Here is a 23,522-nt window from a genome sequence, read left to right as displayed (position 1 = left end):
GCGCGCTTTTCACTTTCAGACAGGACAACCAGGCGGATGCGTCGCTTCCTCTTTCTTTTGACCTTTGGCCTGATGGGGGCAGGTATCCTGATCAGACTGGGTGTGTGGCAGGTCGAGCGCCTGGCCTCGAAGCAAGAGATGCTCGCCCGGATCGAGGCGCAGATCGAAGCACCGCCCGTCACACTCGCTGCCGCGACGCAGCCTGAATTCCGGCGGTATGCGCCGGTGGAGGTTACGGGGACCTTTGCCGACGGGCAGGCGCGTATGCTGGCCTCGCGCAAAACGACCGGCGCGGTGTACCGGATCATCCGGCCCTTCGAGGCCGATGGTTTTGGCCCTGTCCTGATCGACACGGGGTGGGTGCCGGGCGGGGCCGAGGTGCAGGATGCGCCTCTGCTGCCCCTCACGATTGTCGGAAATCTTGATTCACCGAACGAAGCGGACAGTTTCACGCCGGCACCGGACCTGGAAAAGGGCCTGTGGTTCGCCCGCGATGTACCCGCCATGGCAAATGCCCTGGGCACCCAACCCGTTCTGATCGTCCTGCGCGACACGCCGGAAATGGACCTTGGCGTGACGCCCTGGCCGGTAGACACGGCTGGCATTCCGAACGATCACCTGCAATACGCAATCACCTGGTTTTCGCTGGCGGCGATCTGGGTGCTGATGACTGCCTATTTCGTGCTGCGCACCAACCGCAGCCCGCGCTGAGAAAGACGACCCATGCGCTACATCTCGACCCGTGGCCAAGCCCCCGTGCTGACCTTCGAAGATACGATGCTGACAGGCCTTGCCCGCGATGGGGGCCTGTATGTGCCGGAAACGATCCCGACATTGGATCAGGGCGCAATTGCCGCAATGGACGGGCAAAGCTACGAAGAGATTGCCTATACCGTGATCCGCCCCTTCATCGGGGACACCTTTACCGATGACGAAGTGCATAGCTGCATCGACAAGGCCTATGCCGGATTCGGTCATGCGGCCCGCGCACCCATGGTGCAACTGGACCAGGGCCATTTCCTGCTGGAGCTGTTTCACGGACCGACGTTGGCGTTCAAGGACTTTGCCATGCAGCTGATCGGGCAGCTGTTTCAAACTGCGCTGAAACGGCGTGGGCAGCGCGTCACCATTGTCGGTGCCACATCCGGTGACACCGGGTCGGCCGCGATCGAAGCGTTTCGCGGGCTCGACAATGTTGACGTGTTCATCCTGTACCCCCATGGCCGGGTGTCCGAAGTGCAGCGCCGCCAGATGACGACGCCGGTCGAGGCCAATGTACATGCCCTCGCCGTCGAGGGCGATTTCGATGATTGCCAGGCACGCCTCAAGGAGATGTTCAACGATTTCGACTTCCGCGACGGCGTGGGCCTTGCCGGGGTGAACTCGATCAACTGGGCGCGGGTGCTGGCGCAGGTCGTCTACTACTTTTCCTCGGCCGTGGCACTTGGCGCGCCTCACCGCAAGGTCAGCTTTACCGTGCCGACCGGCAACTTCGGCGATATCTTTGCGGGCTACATCGCAAAACGGATGGGTCTGCCCATAGACAAGCTGGTGGTTGCAACCAACCAGAACGACATTCTGCATCGCTGCCTCAGCGGGCAGGGTTACCACAAGGGTGCAACGATCCCGTCGATCAGCCCATCCATGGACATTCAGGTCAGTTCCAATTTCGAACGGGCGCTGTTTGACGCCTACGACAGGGATGGATCGGCCGTGGCGCAGTTGATGGACGAACTGAAAGATGGCGGGTTCGATGTCAGCCAGGGCGCGATGCAGGTGCTACAGGACCACTATGCCTCTGGCCGCGTGTCCGAAGAGGAAACCAGCGCCCAGATCACCACGTCGCTGAAGGCCACCGGAGAGCTTTTGTGCCCACACTCTGCCGTCGGGGTCCACGTGGCGGATGCGATCCGTACGTCCGACACGCCCATGATCACACTGGCGACGGCGCATCCCGCCAAATTCCCTGCGGCGGTCGAGGCGGCGACAGGCATCACACCCCCCCTTCCACCGCGGATGGCAGACCTGTATGAACGCGCGGAACGGCTGACGCGGGTGCCCAACGACCTTGAAGCGCTCAAGGCGCATATCCTTGACCATCGCGCGCAGTGACCAAACGGCAGTGAGACTGAATTGACCACGCACACCCATCGTCTGAAGAACGGCTTTCGTATCGTGACCGAACACATGCCCGGGCTCGCCTCGGCCTCGATCGGCATCTGGGTCGGGGCCGGCGCCCGGCACGAAGCACCCGAACAGAACGGGATCGCGCATTTCCTCGAACACATGGCGTTCAAGGGCACCAAGCGGCGAAGCGCCTTGCAGATCGCCGAGGCCATTGAGGATGTGGGTGGCTACATCAACGCCTATACCAGTCGCGAGGTGACCGCTTATTACGCGCGGGTGCTTGAGAACGATGTGCCGCTGGCATTGGACGTGCTGGCGGATATTCTTCTCAATCCCGTCTTTGATCAGAACGAGATCGAGGTGGAGCGCGGCGTGATCCTGCAAGAGATCGGCCAGGCGCTGGATACGCCGGACGATGTCATCTTTGACTGGTTGCAAGAGCAAGCCTATCCCGAACAGCCCCTTGGGCGCACGATCCTGGGACCATCCGAACGCGTTTCCGCCTTTAACCGCGCTGACCTGTCCCGGTTTGTTGATGAACATTACGGTCCGGAACAGATGATCCTGTCGGCTGCTGGCGCGGTCGACCACGACGCGGTTGTTCGGCTGGCCGAGACGTTGTTCGGGCATCTTTCGCCACGCCCGAAACGGGTTGCGGATCTTGCGACCTTTTCGGGCGGTGAAGACCGGCGCAGCAAGGCGCTGGAACAGGCCCATTTCGCGATGGCTTTCGAATCGCCCGGATACAGGGACGACGCGATCTATACGGCGCAGATTTATGCCAGTGCGCTGGGCGGTGGCATGTCCAGCCGACTGTTCCAGGAGGTGCGCGAAAATCGCGGCCTGTGTTACACGATCTTTGCGCAAGCGGGGGCGTATGCGGATACGGGCATGACCACGGTCTATGCAGGCACCTCTGCCGAACAGGTCGCCGATCTGGCCACCATCACACTGGACGAGATCAAGCGCGCGGCCGACGATATGACCGCGGCAGAGGTTGATCGCGCGCGGGCGCAGATGAAGGCGGGCCTTCTCATGGGCCTTGAAAGCCCTTCCAACCGGGCCGAACGGCTCGCGCGGCTGGTCCAGATCTGGGACCGGGTCCCGGCGCTGAACGAAACCGTCGCGTTGATCGATAGTGTGACGGTGGAAGATGTCCGGGTCTTTGCACAGCACATGGCAACACAGGCGCCCATGGCGCTGGCCCTCTACGGGCCGATTGATGCCGCGCCGACGCGTGCCACCCTGCAGGAGCGGCGCGCCGCCTGATGATCCTGAACAAGCGGAAACTGCGGATCGAAACGGAGCGTATGACGCTGCGCCCGCCGACACATTCCGACTTTCGCGATTGGGCGTCTCTTCGGGCCACCAGCGCAGAGCATCTGACCCCGTGGGAGCCGAGCTGGGCAAATGATCATCTGACGCGCAAAGCCTTCACCAATCGGGTCTATTGGGCTCAGCGGTCGGTCACGAGCGGCACAGCCATGCCATTGTTCCTGCTGCGGCGTGCCGACGATACGCTGCTGGGCGCCATTACGTTGGACAATATTCGGCGCGGGCCTGCACAGGCGGGAACGCTGGGCTATTGGACGGGTGCGGCCCATGCGCGGCAGGGATACATGCGCGAAGCGATCCTTGCGGTGGTCCACCACGCGTTCACCCGGCTGGATCTGAGCCGGATCGAAGCGGCCTGCCTCCCGGAAAACGTGGCGTCGCGCGGGCTGTTGGAAACGTGCGGGTTCAAATACGAAGGCGTCGCGCAGAGCTATTTGCAAATCGACGGGCGTTGGCGCACCCATGTCCTGTATGCGGCCCTGCGGATGGACCGGCGCGGTCGAACCGACGCGGGATAAAAACCCGACACGGATTTTTGCCAAGATTTTTTGTAAAAATCTCAAGGTGCGCTAACCTCAATTCATGCGTTTCTTGATCCTAGCCTTCGCGTTCTGTGTCGTGCCGATGTCATTGGCCGCCCAGGATGTCCGTACCCCCAGCCATTGCATTGCCCTTGCCGACCAGATCGACGGGGCCGCGTTCGCGCGCAAAGCCAGCTTTGACGTGCAGGTAGCGCCGGAAACGGTGCGCCTGCACTACATTGCGCACGCCTCATTTCTCATCCGTACGGCAGGCGGGTTGAACATGGTGACGGATTTCACCGGCTTCACCGGCTCAGCCCCGATGATCCCGGATGTGGTCACGATGAACCACGCTCATGAAACACACTGGACCGCCTTTCCGGATCCGGCCATTCCCCATGTCCTGCCCGGATGGGGGGAAGAGTTCGGGGCGGGTATCGACCACCGTCTTGACCTTGGCGAGGTGCTGATCCGTAACGTATCCACAGATATCCGGTCGCAATGGTCGGGCGTCGAGGACAATGGCAACTCGATCTTCATTTTCGAAGTGGCGGGCCTGTGCATCGGGCACCTGGGCCACCTGCACCACGAGCCCAGTGACGAACAATATGCAGCCATTGGGCGCCTGGATGTGGTCATGGCAGCCGTGGACGGGGGCATGACCGTTGACCTGCCCACCATGATGCGGATCGTGTCGCGCCTCAAATCCTCGATCGTGATCCCGATGCACTGGTTCGGAGAGTTCACATTGGACGCGTTTCTGGCAGGCATGGCCGAAGAATTCGCGGTTGTCGAAGTGGGCGGCCCGTCGCTGGATGTCTCGCTTGATCGGTTGCCGGGCCGCCCGACCATCATGGTGCTGCGCCCCGCCTGGTTGCGTGCCACGCCCGAGGAGTAAGACGGCGCTTCGATATTGTCCCGTGCCGGTCTTTCTGGCACCACGGGATGTATCGCTGTTCCGAGGATCGACATGCTGATTTCAATGACTGCGGACACGGCAGAGGCGCTTTGCGCAGTGTTGCCCAAAGACCGGTTTTCCCAAGCCGACGACGCGCATCTGCAAGAGCCGCGGGGACGGTATCATGGGCAGGCCGGGCTGCTCGCGCGCCCGCGCAGCACGGAAGAAGTCGCACGGCTGGTCCGCGCGGCGGCGGACTTGCGTGTTCCGATCGTACCTTATGGCGGTGGCACGGGCCTGGTTGGTGGCCAGGTGGCAGAGGAAGGCCCCGTGCCGCTGATCCTGTCCCTTGAAAAGATGGTGTCCCTGCGGGGTGTCTTCCCGGACGAAAACGTTCTTGTCGCGGATGCGGGCGTGATCCTGGCCGATGTGCAGGCCGCGGCGAACGAGGCGAACAGGCTCTTCCCGCTGTCTTTGGCGTCGGAAGGGTCCGCGCGCATCGGTGGCACCCTCAGCACCAATGCGGGCGGGACAGGGGTCTTGCGGTACGGCAATGCGCGCGACCTGTGCCTGGGGATCGAAGCGGTGCTGCCCAACGGTGACATCTTCAACGGCCTCAGCCGCCTGCGCAAGGACAACACCGGATATGATCTGCGCCACCTGCTGATCGGGGCCGAAGGTACGCTGGGCATCATCACCGCGGCTGCGCTCAAGCTGTTTCCGCGCCCCACCGCAACCGGCACGGCGCTTTTGCAGGTGGCGTCGCCCGCCGCCGCGCTGTCACTCCTGGCAGTGGCGCGCGACCATATGGGGGACACCGTGTCGGCGTTCGAGCTGATCAGCGCGCAAGGCTTTGCCTTTCTGGCCGAAACGTTGCCCCAAGTGCGCAACCCATGGGACCGAACCCCGGCATGGTGCGTCCTGATCGAGGTGGGCATGTCCGGCGGCCAAGATCCCGCCACGGCGCTGGAACAGCTGTTCGAGGCGGCGGTGGGCGCGGATCTGGTGCAGGATGGCATGATCGCGCAGAATAGCCAGCAGGCAGCCGACTTTTGGGCGATCCGCGAAACCATACCCGAGGCCAACCGGCGCATCGGGTCGGTCAGTTCGCATGACATTTCTGTCCCATTGGGGGCGCTGGCCGATTTCATCGCGGAAGTCGACAGGCGTATTGCGGGCCTGGGCGCGTTCCGTATCAATTGCTTCGGTCATGTGGGGGACGGTAACCTGCACTACAACGTGTTTCCGATGCCCGGAAAATCCCGCGCCGATCACGACGATCAACGGTCCGACATCAAACGCACGGTACATGACCTCGTGCACGAGATGGGTGGGTCGGTCAGTGCAGAACATGGGGTTGGCAGGCTCAAGGTGGGCGATCTGGAACGCTACGGCGACCCGACGAAACTGGCAGCCATGCGCGCGATCAAGACGGCGCTTGATCCGCATGGCATCATGAACCCGGGTGCGGTGCTGCGCAGTCAGGCCCTATGAAGCGGCGTGCCGGATGAGGGCGGGCATACGCATGGCGCTGTTGGCGCCGGTCCTTCTGCCGCAGGCCATATGGGTGGCATCACGTGCGATGCGGCTGCCCGAGGCGGCGGGGCCGCGTTCGGGCATTTTGGGCCCTGCGCCCGGATTGCGGGTCTTGATTGTCGGTGACTCCTCGGCTGCCGGGGTTGGTGTCGATCATCAAACCGACGCGCTGGCCGGGCGGCTTGTTCATCATTTGGGTGCGGGGCACGGCCTGTCCTGGTCGCTTGAGGCGAAATCGGGCTGGACCAGCCGTCAGGCCTGTCACGCGTTGGAGCAACTGGCACCCGCCGCGGTTGATCTGGCAGTGATTGCCGTTGGAGTGAATGACGTCAAAAACGGTGTCCACATCACGAAATGGCGCAGGAACTATGCCACCATCCTCGACACATTGCGGCGCAGGCACGGCGCGACCTGTTGTGTTGCGTCCGGTGTGCCGCCCCTGGGGGCGTTTCCGCTGCTGCCGCCGCCGCTGCGCGGTGTTCTCGGCGCGCGCGCCAGCCGGTTTGACGCGGTGCTGGCGAACCTGTGCCGCGACACCCCGACCGCGTTACAACTGCCCTTTGACGCGCCCGTCGATACGGCGCAGATGGCGCAAGACGGGTTTCACCCCGGGGCCCCGGTCTATGACATCTGGGCAGGCAAGGTCGTGGAAGCGGCGCGTGGGCACGCGCCGCACCTTTTCAGCCCCCCATGCCGTCAATAAGCCGCCAGACCAGTTCGCCGACATGCGGATTTCGGATGTCGCCGTGGCTGGCGATGATGGCGCTGGCGTCGACGTACAGCACCTTCTTGTTTTGCTTCACCTTTTTACCCATAGCCACAACGTTCGGCAGGTCCGAAGGGGATGCGATGACCGCGCGCTCGAACAGGGGGGCCAGTTCCGACCGCCTTGCCAGCACATCATGTCCGATCTTGCCCCCGACATGGGCCGCGCCGGTGGCAAAGCGGGCCACCGGATTGGCGGTGTCGCCCTTGGCCCAGGTCAGCGCCAGCGCGCCGCCCGGCCCTGCGTGATCCTGATAGGGCGCTCCTTCGCCCGTGGTCAGCCAGCGGAACGGCGGCAACAGCCGTGCGCCCTTGCGGAAGCGGTTCATGCTGAACGCGGCCTGCAATCCGATCACGATGGGACCTTGCGTCGTGCGCACGGCAGCGTCGCGCAACACATCGGCCGCATAATAGGCGCGTGTCAGGATACGCGCGCCCATCGAATGCCCGATCAGGACGCTGCGCAGCCCCGTTTGTGCTTCAAGGCGGGGAAGCATGGCGTTGACGATGTGATTGGCAATGCCAAAGCCAATTTCGTCCGCATCCATGGATTTGGTGGCGTAACTGCCCAGATGCAGCGCGCGATTGGCCAGGTCGTTGGGGGACAGACCACCCCAGACCGAAGGCCATGTCAGCCCGATGACCATCGGGTTGAAGGCACGGCCCTGCGCGGCGGCCCACCGGGTGCTGTGTTGATAGATGGCGTTATAGCGTTCCAGTGCTTCGAACTGGTCATTGTTCCAGCCCATGGACAACAGCATCAGGTGGGTGAACGGGCGTCCCGCGTCAGAGGCCGCGGCAAGATCGGCACCGATCTGCGTTTCAAGATCGGCCAGCGCGTTCCAGCCACGCGCATAGCTTTCGTTCAGGCGCGGGCTGTCGGGCGTTTGGCCAAAGGCTGTTTGGCTGTACGCGCTATAGTGCAGGTCGGTTGTGGACTTGGCTGTATCGGGCGACTGGCCGTAGCGCAGGATATGCGACACGAACATGACCTTGGGATCGTCCATGACGGCGGTAAAGGTCCGTTGTTGCTGGTCCAGGTCCCGCGTCAACCCACCCTCGGGCACTTTGTGCGGGGCTTGCAGCCGCTCGAAATCCGGGCCTTTTTCGGGCGCACCGATGCGTGTGCGGGGGCTTTTTTCGATCCCGATCAGATATCCGGCGCCCGAGAACGGGTGCGAATAGGGCGTGTTCAGCAGCGCGTGATATCGCGCGATCACGCCGGACGTGGCAAGCGATCTCTCTTCGCGCTCGGGCACGTGGCTGTTGATCCTGGCAGGTGATATCGGGGCCACGGGATAAGGCAGGGCAAGTGTGGTCAAGGCAGGGTCCGAATGCAGACGTTTAAATGCCGACACTCTGACCGCCGGGCCTGCACTTTGGCAAGCCTTTGTTATTCCCCGTCAAAAGCGCACAATGCGTGCACATCCATCCCCATCGCTTCCAGCCGTGCCCGTCCGCCAAGGTCGGGCAGATCGATGACAAAGGCGCAGGACACGATTTCTCCGCCCAGCCGTTCCACCAGCTTGATCCCGGCTTCGGCCGTCCCGCCCGTCGCCAAGAGGTCATCGACCAGCAGGATCTTTTCGCCAGCCTTGATCGCGTCGTCATGCACCTCGACAATCGCTTCGCCGTATTCCAGCGTGTAGGCTTGGGAAATCGTGGCGCCCGGCAGTTTACCCTTCTTGCGGATGGGCACGAAACCGACGCTCAATTGGTGGGCAATTGCACCCCCCAGGATGAAGCCGCGCGCCTCCAGCCCGACGACCTTGTCAATCTCAAGCCCGGCATAGGGATGCAGCATCTGATCCACAGCAATCCGGAACCCGCGCGGGTCAGCAAACAAGGTGGTGACATCCCGAAACATGATCCCTTCGTGGGGGAAGTCGACGATGGTGCGGATATAGTCCTGAACGGTCTTCATGTGGCTCTCCGTAGGGTGGCGGTCAGCAGGCCCATGCCGACCAGTGTGGCCCCGCCCGCGCGGGTCATCCACATCTGGACGCGGGGTCGCGTGATGCGGCTGCGCATGGCATTGGCGGCCAGCGCAAAGAACAGGGCGTTGATACCGGCAATGATGACAAAGGTCGCGATCAGAATGGCGGCTTGTGGTGCGAAGGCGGCCGCCGGGTCAATGAACTGCGGGACGAACGCCACAAAGAATGTATTGGATTTGGGGTTCAGCGCCGTCACGGTTGTCAGGTCCCGAAACACCTTGCCTGCCCTTTGCCCATCGGGCTTGTTCACCAAGGTGGTTTCGGCAGGGGTGCGTGCGCTCCACAGCATGCGCAGGCCGAGATAGACAAGGTACACTGCCCCCACCCATTTCAGCACCGTAAAGGCAAGGGCCGAGGTCAGAAAAAGGGCTCCGAGCCCGATCACCGACAAGGTCATCGCGATCAGGTCTCCGGTCGCCACGCCTAGGGCGGAGGCAATCGCGACCCGGCGGCCTTGGGTCATGGCGTAGCTGAGGACCATCATCAGGGTCGGGCCGGGGATGACCAGCAGGGCGGTCGAGGCGACCACGAAGGGCAGCCAAAGATCAAAGGGCATGAGGAACCTTTCAGAGCATGCGCCCGGCCACGGCATCCAGCTTGGCCATAAGCGCAGGGTCGCGGTTGTCGGGTTGAGTGAGGATCGCGAATTCCAGCGCCCGGTCACAGCCGTGCGGGCAGGGCGCGCGGTCGACCCCCAGCAGCGTGGGCAGCCCTTTGACCAGTGCGCGGCCCTTGTCGGCATTGCCCATAAGTGTTTGAATGATTTGGGTTACGTCGACTTCGCCATGGTCTGGATGCCAACTGTCATAGTCGGTGATCATGGCGACGGAAGCATAGCACAGCTCTGCCTCGCGGGCGAGTTTTGCCTCAGGCATGTTGGTCATGCCAATCACGTCCGCCCCCCAGCTTTCATGGTACATCTTGCTCTCGGCAAGGGTCGAGAACTGTGGCCCTTCCATCGCCAGATACGTCCCGCCGCGATGCACCTGGATGCCCGCGCTCCTGGCGGCTGTTTCGCAGGCATCGCTGAGGCGCGGGCAGGTGGGGTGGGCAACCGACACGTGGGCGACACAGCCCGTCCCGAAAAACGACTTCTCGCGGGCAAAGGTCCGGTCAATGAATTGATCTACAATGACAAAATCACCCGGCGCCATCTCTTCCCGGAAACTGCCGCAGGCCGAGACCGAGATCACATCCGTGCATCCAAGACGCTTCAGCGCGTCGATATTGGCACGGTAGGGCACGGTGGTCGGTGAGTGCACATGCCCCCGTCCGTGGCGCGGCAGAAAGGCCATGGCGACGCCGTCCCGCGTACCGGTGAGGATCTGATCCGACGCCGCGCCCCAGGGGCTGTCGACGGTGGTCCATTCCGCCTCCTCCAGCCCGTCGATATCATAGATGCCGGAGCCGCCGATCACGGCGATTTTGGTCTGGGTCATGGGGGCCTCGTATTGGTGGGTCGGGGCGACTTAATCAGCCAAAATGCGTGTGCACAACCCGTGCACAGAGTGTGCACAGGCCGTGCACCGGTTTTGTGCATTGCGCGGTCACTCGCGCCGGATGATTCCGGTGATTGCAGTGGCGCCGAGTGACCAGTTCGCGTTTCGACTAAGTCGGCCTGTAAGCCTCCGCATCTTCTTCTATCGCTTCGGTTGTCACGTCGTTTGCCGAATTCCTATCGTGTTTGATTTTCGGGGCAGGTTTCTTCCAAGCGGACAAATCGCTTCCCACATCCCTGTAAAATGCTGGCACACACTCTTCGAGATCTGTAATGAAGTTCACTTGTTGCGTGAACCTCGCGCCCAGCCGTTTGGAATGGAAAACATGGAAACTGTGCGGAGCGAGGTGTGCCTTGCCTTCGGATGCAATCTCAACGTTCTCACGCAGAGCTTCGACACTATGTTGGGTCGGTTCGTTTTTTCCGGGCCACATCAGGCGTATGTGTAAATCACTGTCGCGATCAGATTTGATTTGTCGAAGCAACCAATTGACACGCGCCTTTGTTGAAACTCGGTCCTCTGGCGCGCGAAGGGACATCCCGACGTCAACCGTTCGACGCGGTAGGTCTGCGAACACTTCAAGGGGGGCAGCCGCATCAGGAATTTCAAGAAAAACAGAGATTTGTTTCTTGTCTCTTAGCGTGGTCAACTCATCCTTGATACGTAAAGTTGCATCGGTTCTGTGTTTCTTGCTGAGCCGCTCCGAAACACTCGCCTCGGTCAACCGACTAAGAATCAGTGCGAGGTCTCGTGTTTCCTGATGCCAAGCAGCTAATACTGCAACTGCATCTTCTGACTTTGCAGGAATCGCACCGCCGCTTGAAACCAATTTGTTTAGATCGCTCCACTCTTTTGGCATTCGATCGAAACCTTTGACACCCGCACTTTCGTGGGAAAGGAAACGCCTGAGTTCATTCAGCAAAGTGCGCTGGTCAACGTCAGCCACAGTGTCTTGACTGATGAGCAGATCGGCCTCGGTCAGGATGTACATCCAAGACCAATGAAATACTGGAACTTTTGAACGGCTTTTGTTTACATCAGCAAGCGGATGCACCGTTGGTCTGGTGGCAAACTGGTTCGAAATCGTGATGACACAATCAATTCTATTGTCTTTTGCGAGCTGTCGGTACCTTTCGATCTGGGAAGTCTCCAGTTCGTTATTTCCAATTTTGGTTTCGACCAGCGCCCGCCACTCGTTGCTCCCGTTTCTGAGAATGACTAGTCCGTCTGGTCGATCTTTGATTTCAGACGTTCCATTTTTGCAAACAATTTCTGTGTAAGTTTCAATCTTTGATCGAACGCCGACTTTCTTTCCGACACTGGACAATAAAGCTGCGCCAAGTTCGTCAATCTTCGCGAGACATGCCAAAACTATTGAGGTCGTCCTGCCTTCCTTTGACGTTGTTGCTAAGACTGGAAAAAGTCGCGCTTGTTCGCCTTGGGACAAAAATGTTGGAAATGCGTCAGCCACTGTAAATCTCCCAATCAACTAAGAGTAGGTTGCGCGATCAAAACGGTTTTCGTCAAATTCTTTCACCTATCACCGTGTCGGATGGAGAGGATACGGTTAGCAACTTGTTGTGCCTCCGACTGGAAGCCGGTTTCTGCATACCCAGAAATACCGTGCCATCCGTGTCAGACCTGTTATGTCCAGCGCACATGACAGCCCCGCGACTGGTGCAATGGTTATTGACCCATGAATGGTTTACCCACCCCCGATCGCGACCTCACGAACAGACGGACGATGTATGGCCTTTCTTGACAATCTGAACACCAAGACACGCTTTGGCGATTTTTCCATCGCCCCCGGCGACACCAAGCTGACCCCGGGCCAGATCAAGACCGACCTGCTGTCGGGTCTGACCGTGGCGCTGGCGCTGGTGCCCGAAGCGGTGGCCTTTGCCTTTGTCGCGGGCGTGCATCCGCTGGTTGGCCTTTATGCCGCGTTCATGGTGGGGTTGATCACGGCCGTTTTCGGCGGGCGGCCCGGCATGATTTCGGGTGCGACCGGCGCGCTGGCCGTGGTGATGGTTGCGCTGGTTGCGCAACACGGGGTCGAATACCTCTTTGCCACCGTGGTCCTGATGGGGCTGTTGCAGATCTTTGCCGGGGTCATGCAGTGGGGCAAGTTCATCCGCCTTGTGCCGCATCCGGTGATGCTGGGGTTCGTCAATGGCCTCGCCATCGTGATTTTCCTGGCGCAGCTGACCCAGTTCAAGGTGCCCGGCAGTGCCGAGGCGTCGGGCCACGGCATGGCGGGGGGTGAATGGCTGTCGGGTCTGCCGCTGTACCTGATGCTGGGCCTTGTGGGGCTGACCATGTTGATCATCTGGCTGGCCCCGCGCGTGACGCGGGCGATCCCTGCGCCGTTGGCGGGCATCGGAATCGTTGCCGCCATCGTCATCTTCTTTGGCCTTGATGTGCCGCGCGTGGGCGATCTGGCCAGCATCGAAGGCGGGCTGCCGCCGTTCCACATTCCGGCCGTGCCGCTGACGTGGGAGACGTTGCAGATCATCCTGCCCTATGCCGTGATCCTGGCGGCCATTGGCCTGATCGAAAGCCTGCTGACCCTGAACCTGGTGGGTGATCTGACCAACCAGCGCGGCGGGGCGTCGCAGGAGTGTATTGCCCAGGGTGTCGCCAACACGGCCACCGGCTTTTTCGGCGGCATGGGTGGGTGCGCGATGATCGGCCAGTCCATGATCAACGTGAAGTCCGGTGGGCGCACGCGGATTGCAGGCGTGTCGGCGGCGCTGTTCCTCTTGGCCTTCATCCTGGTCGGGTCGAGCATTATCGAACTGATCCCGCTGGCGGCGCTGGTCGGTGTCATGTTCATGGTGGTGATCGGCACATTCGCGTGGAACAGCCTCAAGATCCTGCGCAAGGTGCCCCGGATTGACGCCTTTGTCATTTTGCTGGTGACGGTCGTGACCGTGATGGAAGACCTGGCGGTTGCCGTGGTCGTGGGTGTGATCGTATCGGCGCTGGCCTATGCCTGGAACAACGCACGCCGTATCCATGCCAAGACCTACACCACCCCCGAAGGCGCACGTGTCTATCAGGTGCAGGGCCCGCTGTTCTTCGGGTCGGCGACGGGGTTTGTGGAATTGTTCAAGGTCGATACCGATCCGCGCGAGGTGATCATCGACTTTGCCGACAGCCGTGTTGTGGATCAATCCGCGCTGCAGGCCATCGAAGCGATTGCGCAAAAATACGAGGCGGCAGGCAAGCGTGTGCAATTGCGCCACCTGACGCACGATTGTCACAAGCTGCTGACCAAGGCCGGGCACCTTATCGTCGACAGCGATGACGACCCCGACTACGAAATCGCAACGGATTATGGCGTGCGGACGGGTATTCTGGGCGGCCACTGACCGCCCGCCGCCGCCCGCCAAGCCGTTTCTGCCAACGGGCGGATGACGCTTGCGTGGAGTGGTGGTGGCGCACCGAAATGCGCCGGGCGGGGTCAGTTGGTGATCACGCCCACGCCCGCACCGACGACGGCCCCTTCGACGCAGCGCCCATTGGCCAGTACTTCGCCCGCGGCACAGCCGATGGCCCCGCCAATCACGGCCCGTTCGACGCCATTGTCGCCGCAAGCTGCAAGCCCCAGAATTGAAACCGTTGCCGTCAAAGCCAAAATTCTGCGCATGTGCCACTCTCCTGAGCCGTTGATGTGCCGTCAGGCTAGCACCGGAGGCTGCGTGGTTCGAAAGGTTTGGCGGCAGGGCCCGGAATTGCGCATCAACTCGCCGATCAGGCGTCTGGCGTCAGGGGCGGTTGGCGCCGCACCTTGCAGTGTGCATCTTGGCGGCGCCGGTACCGCAGCGCGAACCCGGCGCGCCTTGGCAATGACCCGCGGCTAAGGCGCGCAGTCTCGGTCCGCACGTCCGCCAGATCCGCACCATGACGGGCTTCGATATGTGCGCGAAAGCGATCCAACCTGGCCTGCGACATGGGCGGACCAGTCCACGCACCGCCCGGCGTGCCCGGATCAAGGGCCGTCTTGCGCGCAGCGATCCGAGTGTCGATGGCCCGACCATCATGGATGTTCGCCGCCACGCACCCAACCGGCGTGCCGTGATCACCGAAACACAGCGTGCCGATATCGATGGTGGTGAGGGATGACCCCCGCCGGCCTTCTCCAAAAGTTGGGCGATGACACGGGTCGTAGGGTCGGATGCGGTGCCAAGTGCCAATGCTGTTTGGCCCTCGGCCGTGGTTCGCGGCCTGAACAAACGCCAGTTCCCCCGGCGTCGTGGTGCCAAGGCCGGGGCCGTTGCGTGCGGCGCGCAAGGCCGTGCCGCTGTCCAGGTCTAGCAGGAGAGCAGCCCATCCAAATCGCCCGCCAGCAGCGTTGGCACCGCTGCGGCGACCCGGTCTGCGGGCCAGTCCCACCAGGCCAGCGCGTTCAGCGTCTCGACCTCCGCTTGGGAAAACCGCATGCGCACGACCTGCGCCGGGTTGCCTGCGACGATCGCGTAGTCAGGCACGGTGCCCCGCACCACAGCGCCCGCGCCCACGATCACCCCGTTGCCGATGCGCGCGCCGGGACAGATCAGTGCGCCGTACCCCAGCCAGACATCGTGGCCGATGATCGTGTCGCGGCTGTCGGGTTGATACTCCGCCATCTGCGCCGGATCGAAGATGGGGAAAGGAAAGGTGGTCACCCCATCCATCGCGTGATTGGCCCCGGATGTGATGAACCGTACCCCATGCGCGATCTGGCAGTATCTGCCGATCTGCAGCGTTTCGGGTCCGTAGCCGAAAAGGTAGGGTGCCAGATGGGTTGCCCAATCCTCGACCACGTCAAAGCTGGAGGCATAGCTGTAGTCGCCAATCGTCCAGGCGGCGTGATCGATGACCCGGTTCAGAAACACCGTGCCCTGATGTTCGGACCCGTCAGGCAGGGTCACGGGGTAGGCGCGGCTTGGGTCGGGAAGTCTCATTCACCCGGTCGTTTCAGGCTGAACTTCTCGCGGATCACGGAATAGTCGCGATATCCCATGCGCGTCAGCGGGTTGAACTGCGTCACATCGAAAATACCGTCCACGACACAGTCATCGCGCAGGTGGATGCCCACGACCTCGCCGAAGACGACATAGTTTGTGTCGCCCTCGATCTTGTGAATCTGGGTCATCCGGCATTCAAGGGACGCGGGCGCGGTGGCGACACGCGGGGCATTGATTTCCGAACATTCGGCCTTGTCGACCGAGGCCAGTGCAAATTCATCCGTGTCCGCCGTCCAGTCGCCTGACGTCTGGTTCATCACGTCCTTCATCGCGTATTCCACGATGTTCACGCAAAACACTCCGGTGTCGCGGATGTTTGCAACGGTGTCCTTGGTCCCGTCCCGGTCCGGCTTGGCGCTGGTCGAGGCAAACATCAGTTGCGGCGGCACGTACGCCGTGGCGTTGAAGAAGGAATAGGGTGCCAGGTTGTCGGACCCGTCGCTGCCGCGCGTCGACACCCAGGCGATGGGGCGGGGGGTGACAATGGCGTTGAACGGGTTGTGGGGCAGGCCGTGGCCATCGGCTGGGCGGTAGAACATGAAGGCTCCGATAGGTCGTGCGTTTGCGCAAGGGATAGCCCCATGCTAGGGCGGGGGCCAGCCCTGACGAACGGTATACCTCGCATCCCCCATGTACCATCTGCGCACAGAGACGCCCGAAGACCGGTGGGAGGTCGAGGCCCTTTATGACCTGTGTTTCGCGCCGGGGCGCGAGGCGCTGTCGTCCTACCGTCTGCGCGATGATGTCCCGCCTGTGGCTGGGCTGAGCCATGTCGCCCGCGATCCGGACGGTATTCTGGCGGGTGCCATCCGCTATTGGCCGGTGCGGGTCGGGGGGCATTCCACGCTGCTTTTGGGACCGGTGGCGGTGCACCCCACCCGTCAGGGCGAAGGGCTGGGCGGCGAGTTGATCGAAAGCTCGCTCGCCGAGGCGGCAGGCGCAGGCTGGGACCGCGTCATGCTGGTGGGCGATGCCCCCTATTACGCGCGTTTCGGGTTTCGGAAGCTGACAGGTGTCGTGATGCCCCCGCCGACCAATCCGGAGCGGGTGCTGGGCCGCGATCTGACAGCCGGGGCATGGAGCGCCGTGCAAGGCGACGTCACGCGGTTCGGTTGATTATGCGGCGATGCGCGCCCATCTTGGGGCCATGAACGAGATCATAGTTGTGCCCGACCCGGTGGATGCAGAAGCGGAAGTCGAGCGCCTCGCCCGGCGCTACAAGGCGGCTGGCGGCCTTGGTATCCAGCTGCTCAATGCGCTGGGCACGCAGGCTGACGGGTTGCTGGGGCGCTTGCCCGAACCGGTGCGCAACCAGTTGAACGAGGCCACCCGCGCGGCCCTGACCCAGGCGCTGAGCGCGGCAAGCACGTCGCGCGGTGTCGTCCCCGATCAGGCCGAGTGGCTGAACGCCACGGTCAGCGCGGCCATGGGAGCGGCGGGCGGATTTGGCGGCCTGCCGACGGCGCTGGCCGAATTGCCGGTGACAACGACGCTGCTGTTGCGCGTGATCGAAGGGGTCGCCGAAGACCACGGGTTTGATCCGCAGGCCGCATCGGTGCGGTTCGACTGCGTACAGGTCTTTGCCGCGGCGGGCCCGCTGGATCATGATGACGGGTCTGATATCGCCTTTCTGTCGGCCCGGATGGCGCTGTCGGGGGCTGCGATGCAGGCGCTGATCGCCCGGGTGGCACCGCGCCTTGCCGTGGTGCTGGGACAGAAGCTGGCGGCCCAGGCCGTGCCGCTGCTGGGGGCCGCGGCGGGTGCGGCGATCAATTTCAGCTACACCAAGTACTACACCGACATGGCGCATGTGCATTTCGGCCTGCGCCGTCTGGCGGTGGAGGCCGATCAGCCGCACGCCGTGATGGTGGACCGGTTGCGGCGCGAGGTGCTGGCGCTCAGGTAGCCGCGCCCGAAATGGCCGATTGGGCCACGGACGTGGCCTTGATCACTGCAAACAGGTGCTGCCCCTCGGTCAGGCCCATGCGGTGCACGGCCCGGGCGGTCACCCGCGCCAACAGCGCGTCCCCGCCCGCATCCAGTGCAATCGCAGCCCCCGGCCCGTCGCCTGCACGGATCGCGGTGATGGTCACGGGCAGGATGTTCTGCGCACTCAATCCCGCAGGTTCGGTCAGCGACAAAAGCACATCCTGCGCCAGCACGCGCAACCGTACCTCTGCGCCGACAGGGGCCTGCACCCCCAAGAGCTGCACCGACCCCGCCGCCAGCGCCAGCGTGCTGAGCCCGTCATCGTCATGTGCGGTCACACGGGCCCGCAGGACCGCGCCTGCCTCGCGCACGCCCAGAAGGGGGACCGCGGCGGGATCCGCCATCACATCGAACAGCGGCCCGGCGCGCGCCACGCGGCCGTGGGCCAACAGCACCATGGTGTCGGCCAGACGCGCCACCTCGTCCACCGCGTGACTGACATAGAGAATGGGCACACCGGTTTCGGCCTTGAGCCGGTCGAGATAGGGCAGGATCTCGGCCTTGCGGGGGGCGTCGAGCGCCGCAAGCGGTTCGTCCATCAGCAACAGGCGCGGATCGGACAGCAAAGCGCGCCCAAGCGCCACGCGCTGTCTTTCCCCCCCGGACAGGGTGGCCGGGCGACGCTCCAGCAGGGCGCCGATCCCCAGCATCTCGATGATACGGGGACGGTCCCTGGCCCGCGCACCGAACCGACCTGCATAATCCAGATTGTCGGCGACACTCAGATGGGGAAACAGGCGCGCGTCCTGAAACACGTATCCAACCCGGCGCCTGTGCACGGGCAGGGTGTCAAAGCGGATGCCATCCAGGGTGATCTGCGCATGATCGGGCCGCAACAGCCCGGCAATGGCATTGACGATGGTTGTCTTGCCTGCACCGGACCGGCCAAACAGCGCCGTCACCCCCGGTCCCGCCTCGAAGCCGATATCAAGCGCAAAGTCACCGAACCGGTGGCGCAGGGAGACCGACAGCGTCATGTGCCCGCGATCCTTCGCGCGACGCGGCGCGCCAGCCACTCCGATACCACCACCGCGCCCAGGGCGATGAGGCAGGCCCAGATCACCAATCGGATCGCGGCATCCTCGCCACCCGGCACCTGCAACAGGGCATAGATGGCCGATGGCAGGGTCTGAGTCTCACCCGGGATATTGGCGACAAAGGTGATGGTTGCGCCAAATTCGCCAATGGCCTTGGCAAATCCCATGACGGCCCCGGCCAGCACGCCCGGCAGGATCAGGGGCAGGGTGATGGACCCGAAGACCGCCCAGCCCGGCGCGCCAAGGGTGCGGGCGGCCTCTTCGATCTTTGGATCCACGGCCTCGATGGCAAGGCGAATGGCGCGCACCATCAGCGGAAACCCCATGACAGCGGCCGCCAGCGCGGCCCCCGTCCAACGGAAGGCAAGGACAAGGCCGAATGTCTCTTCCAGAAAGCGGCCCGCGGGTCCGTTGCGGCCAAAGGCGATCAGCAGCAGGTACCCCGTCACGACCGGAGGCAGCACAAGCGGCAGGTGCACCAGCGCGTTCAACACCTGCTTGCCCCAGAACGCGCGTCGCGCCAGCAGCCAGGCCACCCAGATCGCAAGGGGCAGGGCCACAAGCGTGGCCGTCACACCGACAAGCAGCGACAGGCGCAAGGCCGTCCATCCGGCGGCGTCCAACATCATGGGACGCTGAACCCGGCAGCCACAAAGCGGTCGATTCGCGCCGTCACGTGGTCAAGGAACGCAGCCCCTGCCGGGGTCAGGGCCAGGCCGGGATACAGGATGGGCGGATGGCTGTCTGCCGGGACGGAGTAGACGACATCGACCTGATCGCTGGCCGCCGCATCCGAGGCATAGACGATTCCCAATGGCGCTTCGCCCCGGGCGACCAGGGCCAGGGCCGCGCGCACGTTTTCCGTTTCTGCCAGATGGGGACGCAGGCTGTCCCATGTGCCGACCCGGTCCAGCCAGGCCTTGGCATAGATACCGGCAGGCACGGACATGTGCTGGCCCATGGCAAGGCGGCGGCCATCCAGCCTGTTCAAAAGCGTGCCTGCACGCGCATCAGGCAAGGCGCGGGCGCCGGTTTTTTCTATGATTACCAACGTGTTGGACAGCAATGGGCGCGGGGTGCCCGGAACACGCCCCGTGGCCGCCAACCAGTCGGCCCAGGCCATGTTGGCCAGGATCACGACATCCGCCGGTGCGCCCTGGCTCACTTGCCGGGCCATTGCACCGCTGCCGCCGTAGCTGATGACAACGGGGCTGTCCCAACTGTTTGCCACGGCATCGAGCGGCCCCTGCAACGAGGCCGCCGCAAAGACTCGCAAAGGCTCTGCCTGGGTGGCGCCGGTGACGAAGATCATCACAGATGCAAGCACCAACCCCTTGATCCGGTTCAGGGTTTTCATCACGCCCGACTATTGGGCAATGGGTGCATCCCCTCAAGGGCTAAACGTGCCCGTGCTGCCGTCGCATACGATGTTTCAACCCTGTTGCGCTATGTCATGGACCTGAAATGTTCAGCACGGAAACTGGTAATTCCACCAAAAGCGCGTTATATTATTGGCAATTATGGAGGGCAGGGCAGTGACGGCCCCAATGATCAAGCAGCTTCCCTTGAATCTGGGACGCGTGAGAAAGGCGGATGTGCGGACGCAGTTTGCCGCCCTCTGCTACCGTGTGAAAAAAGACAAGGTGCAGGTATTGTTGGTGACCTCGCGCCGGATGCGCCGCTGGATCATCCCCAAGGGCTGGCCGATGGATGGTCTTACACCCGCCGACAGCGCAGCGCAGGAAGCCTGGGAAGAAGGCGGTGTGGTCGGGCGTGCCGATCAGCGCGCCCTGGGCATGTTTACGTACAGCAAGGACATGGGCGAAGATGCGGGTCTGCCGATTGCGGCCATGGTCTATGCGGTCAAGGTCAAGTCATTGGCCATGGATTTTCCCGAAGCCGCCGAGCGCACCCGCAAATGGGTGAGCCCGAGAAAGGCGGCGAAAATGGTGGATTCGCCCGAACTGTCCCGTATCCTGCGCGATTTTGACCCACGGTTTCTGGCCTGATTTCCGACATTTAGCGCTTTGACGTGGGCGTCCGCGCCCTTATGTTTGACAGGCTATGATCAAGTACACGCTCAAATGTGACCGGGGGCACAGCTTTGACAGCTGGTTTGCAAGTGCCGATGCGTTCGAAACCCTGAAGTCTGCGGGCCATGTGGCCTGCGCCCTGTGTGGCAGCGCTGATGTATCGAAGGCGATCATGGCCCCGCGGGTCAGCACCGGCCGGCAGGCGGCGGCACAGGGCGATGCGCCCAAGGATGTCGCACCGCTGGCCGCGCCCGCATCAGATGTCGAAGCGGCGATGTCCAGGATGCGCGAGGCCGTCGAGAAGAACGCCACCTATGTGGGCGGCAACTTTGCTTCCGAAGCGCTGGCGCAGCATCTGGGCGAGCGGCCCGACAGGCCCATCTGGGGCGAGGCCAACCGCGAAGAGGCCAAGCGCCTGATCGATGACGGCGTGCCCGTCGCCCCACTGCCCTTTATTCCATCACGCAAAGCGAACTGATTTTACATGCATATTCTGATTACCGGGGCCACCCGCGGCATTGGTGCGGGGCTGGCAGCAGCATATCGCGCGCAAGGACATGACGTGACGGGCACCGGCCGGTCGTCGGGGGCCGAGGTGACATTGGATGTCACCCAGCCGCCGGATCACCGGGCCATGGCCGCCCAGCTGGACGGGCGGCCCATTGACCTCTTGGTGTGCAATGCCGGGGTGTATCTGGACAAGAACAACGCGCTGGAAACGGGCTATGCCCCGGATCTGTGGAACCAGACCTTCGCCGCCAATGTGACGGGTGTGTTTTTGACGGTGCAGGCGCTGTTGCCCAATCTGCGCGCGGCGCCGGCGCCCCGCATCGCCATCATCTCGTCGCAGATGGCGTCGCACACACGCGCCCCCGGCGGCAGCTATATCTACCGGGCGTCCAAGGCGGCAGTGCTGAACCTGGGGCGCAACCTGGCTGCGGATCTTGCCGGTGAGGTGGCGGTGGGCATCTATCACCCGGGCTGGGTGCAGACGGATATGGGCGGCGGCAGCGCTGCCATCACCGTGGATGAGGCTGTCGAGGGGTTGATCCGGCGCTTTGCCGCCCTGACCCATGACACCACCGGCTGTTTCGAGACATGGGACGGGCAGGCGCACCCCTATTGAAGCGGGCCCGATCCAGCGGACGCGCATACGCGCGACACGACCTGTGTTTGTGAATGGGGGCTCTGCCCCCAAACCCCCGTCGTATTTCTGGTCAGAAGAAGCCGCAGCGGCGCCCCGCCTTGCAACTTGGTTGTCGCGGGGATAAGGGCAGGCGGACGGAAAATTGGGGCCTGTCATGCCTGTTCTCGTGATGAAATTCGGTGGCACATCGGTCGCCACCCTGGACCGCATCCGCCGCGCCGCCAAGCGTGTGGGCGTCGAGGTTGCCAAGGGCTATGACGTGATTGTCATCGTGTCGGCCATGTCGGGCAAAACCAACGAATTGGTGGGCTGGGTCAACGAAACCTCGCCCTTGTTCGATGCCCGCGAATATGATGCCGTTGTGTCGTCGGGTGAAAACGTGACGGCCGGGCTGATGGCGCTGACCTTGCAGGAAATGGACGTGCCCGCGCGGTCCTGGCAAGGCTGGCAGGTGCCGCTGAAGACCAATTCCGCGCACTCCTCGGCCCGGATCGAGGAGATTCCGACCGACAACATCAATGCCAAGTTCGATCAGGGCATGCGCGTCGCCGTGGTGGCAGGTTTTCAGGGTATCAGCCCCGAGGGCCGGATCACCACGCTGGGCCGGGGCGGGTCGGACACGACCGCCGTAGCCTTTGCCGCCGCGTTTGGGGCCGAGCGCTGCGACATCTACACCGATGTGGACGGTGTCTATACCACCGACCCGCGTGTCAGCGCCAAGGCGCGCAAACTGGACAGGATCGCGTTCGAAGAGATGCTGGAACTGGCGTCGCTGGGCGCCAAGGTGCTGCAGACCCGGTCGGTCGAATTGGCGATGCGGTACAAGGTCAAGCTGCGTGTGCTGAGCAGTTTCGAGGAACAATCCGACGAGGCCGGAACCCTGGTCTGCGATGAGGAGGATATCATGGAAAGCAATGTCGTGGCCGGTGTGGCCTTTTCCCGGGACGAGGCCAAGATGACGCTGGTGTCTGTGGCCGACCGCCCGGGCATCGCGGCCACCATCTTTACCGCACTCTCCGAGGCGGGTGTGAACGTGGACATGATCGTCCAGAACATCTCGGAAGAGGGGCGGACGGACATGACCTTTTCCTGCCCCACCGACCAGGTGGCGCGGGCCGAAAAGGCGATGGCCGAGGCCAAGGCCGCTGGCATCATCAATTTCCACGAACTTATCGCCGACACCGACGTGGCCAAGATCAGCGTCGTGGGCATCGGCATGCGCAGCCACACAGGTGTGGCGGCCAAGATGTTCCAGTGCCTGAGCGCCGAAGGCATCAATATCAAGGTCATCACCACGTCCGAGATCAAGATCAGCGTTCTGATCGACCGAAAATACATGGAACTGGCCGTGCAGGCGCTGCATGATGCGTTTGAATTGGACAAGGCCGCCTGACCCCGGAGCCCGCGCGTATCACCGGCGCCAGGGCGCGACCCATGTTGCGCACGCCATACGATTTGGTGCATGTGATTGCACACGACGCTGCGCATGCGGTGGACCTGCCGTTCCGGCGGGCGGGCCAACTGCAATGGCATGAATGACGACACCCAAGCTGCTTGTGCCGATATGGAACCCGACCTGTTGCGTGGCTGGCGGCGGCGCGCGCACCGCTTTGGATGGCCCGTGTG

At 62.9% G+C, this 23,522-nt stretch carries 26 protein-coding genes; 14 read left to right on the top strand and 12 right to left on the bottom strand.

The genetic code is table 11. From position 1 onward, the window contains the following. Positions 1-36 precede the first annotated feature (36 nt). The 7 genes from Q0844_RS06025 to Q0844_RS05995 all read left to right on the top strand — a co-directional run bounded on the left by Q0844_RS06025 (position 37) and on the right by Q0844_RS05995 (position 7,120). A complete protein-coding gene (locus Q0844_RS06025) occupies positions 37-711 on the top strand; it encodes an SURF1 family protein (RefSeq protein ID WP_299043059.1) in 675 nt (224 codons plus the stop codon). A gap of 12 nt (positions 712-723) precedes the next feature. Continuing rightward, positions 724-2,112, top strand: coding sequence for a threonine synthase (gene thrC / locus Q0844_RS06020; RefSeq protein ID WP_299043058.1), 1,389 nt, complete (start codon positions 724-726; stop codon positions 2,110-2,112). Positions 2,113-2,133: 21 nt separating this feature from the next. Continuing rightward, complete coding sequence (locus tag Q0844_RS06015; RefSeq protein WP_299043056.1) at positions 2,134-3,396, top strand: pitrilysin family protein; 1,263 nt, start codon at positions 2,134-2,136, stop codon at positions 3,394-3,396. Further along, positions 3,396-3,980 (top strand): GNAT family protein, encoded by a 585-nt coding sequence (locus Q0844_RS06010; RefSeq protein ID WP_299043055.1) that lies wholly within the window; start codon positions 3,396-3,398, stop codon positions 3,978-3,980. The genes Q0844_RS06015 and Q0844_RS06010 overlap by 1 nt, the downstream gene beginning before the upstream one ends. Before the next feature lie 64 nt (positions 3,981-4,044). Continuing rightward, on the top strand, positions 4,045-4,881 hold the full coding sequence (locus tag Q0844_RS06005) for an MBL fold metallo-hydrolase (protein WP_299043054.1): 837 nt from the start codon (positions 4,045-4,047) through the stop codon (positions 4,879-4,881). A 72-nt stretch (positions 4,882-4,953) separates the two neighbouring features. Continuing rightward, entirely contained in the window at positions 4,954-6,375 is a 1,422-nt protein-coding gene (locus tag Q0844_RS06000; RefSeq protein ID WP_299043053.1) for an FAD-binding oxidoreductase, read from the top strand. A gap of 31 nt (positions 6,376-6,406) precedes the next feature. Then, positions 6,407-7,120, top strand: a complete 714-nt coding sequence (locus Q0844_RS05995; protein ID WP_299043052.1) for an SGNH/GDSL hydrolase family protein — start codon at positions 6,407-6,409, stop codon at positions 7,118-7,120. Here Q0844_RS05995 and Q0844_RS05990 read toward each other — a convergent pair. From Q0844_RS05990 to Q0844_RS05970, 5 genes are all read right to left on the bottom strand, one after another. Continuing rightward, positions 7,098-8,504 (bottom strand): hypothetical protein, encoded by a 1,407-nt coding sequence (locus Q0844_RS05990; RefSeq protein WP_299043051.1) that lies wholly within the window; start codon positions 8,502-8,504, stop codon positions 7,098-7,100. The genes Q0844_RS05995 and Q0844_RS05990 overlap by 23 nt on opposite strands. Before the next feature lie 71 nt (positions 8,505-8,575). Beyond that, positions 8,576-9,106, bottom strand: coding sequence for an adenine phosphoribosyltransferase (locus Q0844_RS05985; protein ID WP_299043049.1), 531 nt, complete (start codon positions 9,104-9,106; stop codon positions 8,576-8,578). Further along, positions 9,103-9,735: a LysE family translocator gene (locus Q0844_RS05980; protein WP_299043048.1), complete on the bottom strand. Its 633-nt coding sequence runs from the start codon at positions 9,733-9,735 to the stop codon at positions 9,103-9,105. Before Q0844_RS05980 ends, Q0844_RS05985 begins: the two co-directional genes overlap by 4 nt. A gap of 10 nt (positions 9,736-9,745) precedes the next feature. Then, on the bottom strand, positions 9,746-10,618 hold the full coding sequence (locus Q0844_RS05975; RefSeq protein WP_299043046.1) for an S-methyl-5'-thioadenosine phosphorylase: 873 nt from the start codon (positions 10,616-10,618) through the stop codon (positions 9,746-9,748). 169 nt (positions 10,619-10,787) lie between these two features. Continuing rightward, complete coding sequence (locus tag Q0844_RS05970; protein ID WP_299043044.1) at positions 10,788-12,149, bottom strand: hypothetical protein; 1,362 nt, start codon at positions 12,147-12,149, stop codon at positions 10,788-10,790. A 277-nt stretch (positions 12,150-12,426) separates the two neighbouring features. Between Q0844_RS05970 and Q0844_RS05965 the strand changes: the two genes are divergently transcribed. Next, entirely contained in the window at positions 12,427-14,052 is a 1,626-nt protein-coding gene (locus Q0844_RS05965) for a SulP family inorganic anion transporter (RefSeq protein WP_299043042.1), read from the top strand. A 92-nt stretch (positions 14,053-14,144) separates the two neighbouring features. Here the strand turns inward: Q0844_RS05965 and Q0844_RS05960 are convergent, their stop codons facing one another. From Q0844_RS05960 to Q0844_RS05945, 4 genes are all read right to left on the bottom strand, one after another. After that, positions 14,145-14,330: a hypothetical protein gene (locus Q0844_RS05960; RefSeq protein ID WP_299043040.1), complete on the bottom strand. Its 186-nt coding sequence runs from the start codon at positions 14,328-14,330 to the stop codon at positions 14,145-14,147. 104 nt (positions 14,331-14,434) lie between these two features. Then, positions 14,435-14,974 carry a hypothetical protein gene (locus Q0844_RS05955; RefSeq protein ID WP_299043038.1) on the bottom strand — a complete coding sequence of 180 codons (540 nt, stop codon included), beginning with the start codon at positions 14,972-14,974 and terminating at the stop codon, positions 14,435-14,437. A 20-nt stretch (positions 14,975-14,994) separates the two neighbouring features. Continuing rightward, positions 14,995-15,627, bottom strand: a complete 633-nt coding sequence (locus tag Q0844_RS05950; protein ID WP_299043036.1) for a CatB-related O-acetyltransferase — start codon at positions 15,625-15,627, stop codon at positions 14,995-14,997. Further along, entirely contained in the window at positions 15,624-16,229 is a 606-nt protein-coding gene (locus Q0844_RS05945; protein WP_299043034.1) for a flavin reductase family protein, read from the bottom strand. Before Q0844_RS05945 ends, Q0844_RS05950 begins: the two co-directional genes overlap by 4 nt. Positions 16,230-16,320: 91 nt before the next feature. Here Q0844_RS05945 and Q0844_RS05940 point away from each other — a divergent pair, with 91 nt between their 5' ends. Together Q0844_RS05940 and Q0844_RS05935 are read left to right on the top strand one after the other, a co-directional pair. Next, entirely contained in the window at positions 16,321-16,806 is a 486-nt protein-coding gene (locus Q0844_RS05940; RefSeq protein ID WP_299043033.1) for an N-acetyltransferase, read from the top strand. Between the two features lie 31 nt (positions 16,807-16,837). Beyond that, the gene (locus Q0844_RS05935) at positions 16,838-17,596 is read left to right on the top strand and encodes an EcsC family protein (RefSeq protein ID WP_299043032.1); all 759 of its coding nucleotides are present in this window, start codon (positions 16,838-16,840) and stop codon (positions 17,594-17,596) included. On the opposite strand, the gene modC is transcribed toward Q0844_RS05935, so the two are convergent. Genes modC through modA form a run of 3 tightly spaced genes read right to left on the bottom strand, consistent with a single transcriptional unit; the run spans position 17,589 to position 20,073 of the window. Beyond that, entirely contained in the window at positions 17,589-18,656 is a 1,068-nt protein-coding gene (gene modC, locus Q0844_RS05930; protein WP_299043031.1) for a molybdenum ABC transporter ATP-binding protein, read from the bottom strand. The two genes, Q0844_RS05935 and modC, sit on opposite strands and share 8 nt — an antisense overlap. Continuing rightward, entirely contained in the window at positions 18,653-19,345 is a 693-nt protein-coding gene (modB, locus tag Q0844_RS05925; RefSeq protein WP_299043029.1) for a molybdate ABC transporter permease subunit, read from the bottom strand. Before modB ends, modC begins: the two co-directional genes overlap by 4 nt. Beyond that, the gene (modA, locus tag Q0844_RS05920; RefSeq protein WP_299043028.1) at positions 19,342-20,073 is read right to left on the bottom strand and encodes a molybdate ABC transporter substrate-binding protein; all 732 of its coding nucleotides are present in this window, start codon (positions 20,071-20,073) and stop codon (positions 19,342-19,344) included. The genes modB and modA overlap by 4 nt, the downstream gene beginning before the upstream one ends. A gap of 190 nt (positions 20,074-20,263) precedes the next feature. Between modA and Q0844_RS05915 the strand changes: the two genes are divergently transcribed. From Q0844_RS05915 to Q0844_RS05900, 4 genes are all read left to right on the top strand, one after another. Further along, positions 20,264-20,725, top strand: coding sequence for an NUDIX hydrolase (locus Q0844_RS05915; RefSeq protein ID WP_299043027.1), 462 nt, complete (start codon positions 20,264-20,266; stop codon positions 20,723-20,725). Between the two features lie 55 nt (positions 20,726-20,780). After that, on the top strand, positions 20,781-21,227 hold the full coding sequence (locus Q0844_RS05910) for a DUF1178 family protein (protein ID WP_299043025.1): 447 nt from the start codon (positions 20,781-20,783) through the stop codon (positions 21,225-21,227). A 6-nt stretch (positions 21,228-21,233) separates the two neighbouring features. Further along, a complete protein-coding gene (locus Q0844_RS05905; RefSeq protein WP_299043023.1) occupies positions 21,234-21,875 on the top strand; it encodes an SDR family NAD(P)-dependent oxidoreductase in 642 nt (213 codons plus the stop codon). 175 nt (positions 21,876-22,050) lie between these two features. After that, positions 22,051-23,289, top strand: a complete 1,239-nt coding sequence (locus Q0844_RS05900) for an aspartate kinase (protein WP_299043021.1) — start codon at positions 22,051-22,053, stop codon at positions 23,287-23,289. The last annotated feature ends 233 nt before the right edge of the window (positions 23,290-23,522 follow it).

It is taken from the genome of uncultured Tateyamaria sp. (assembly GCF_947503465.1).
In the GTDB taxonomy this organism is placed as follows: domain Bacteria; phylum Pseudomonadota; class Alphaproteobacteria; order Rhodobacterales; family Rhodobacteraceae; genus Tateyamaria.
This window is presented reverse-complemented; position numbering and strand designations above follow the sequence as displayed.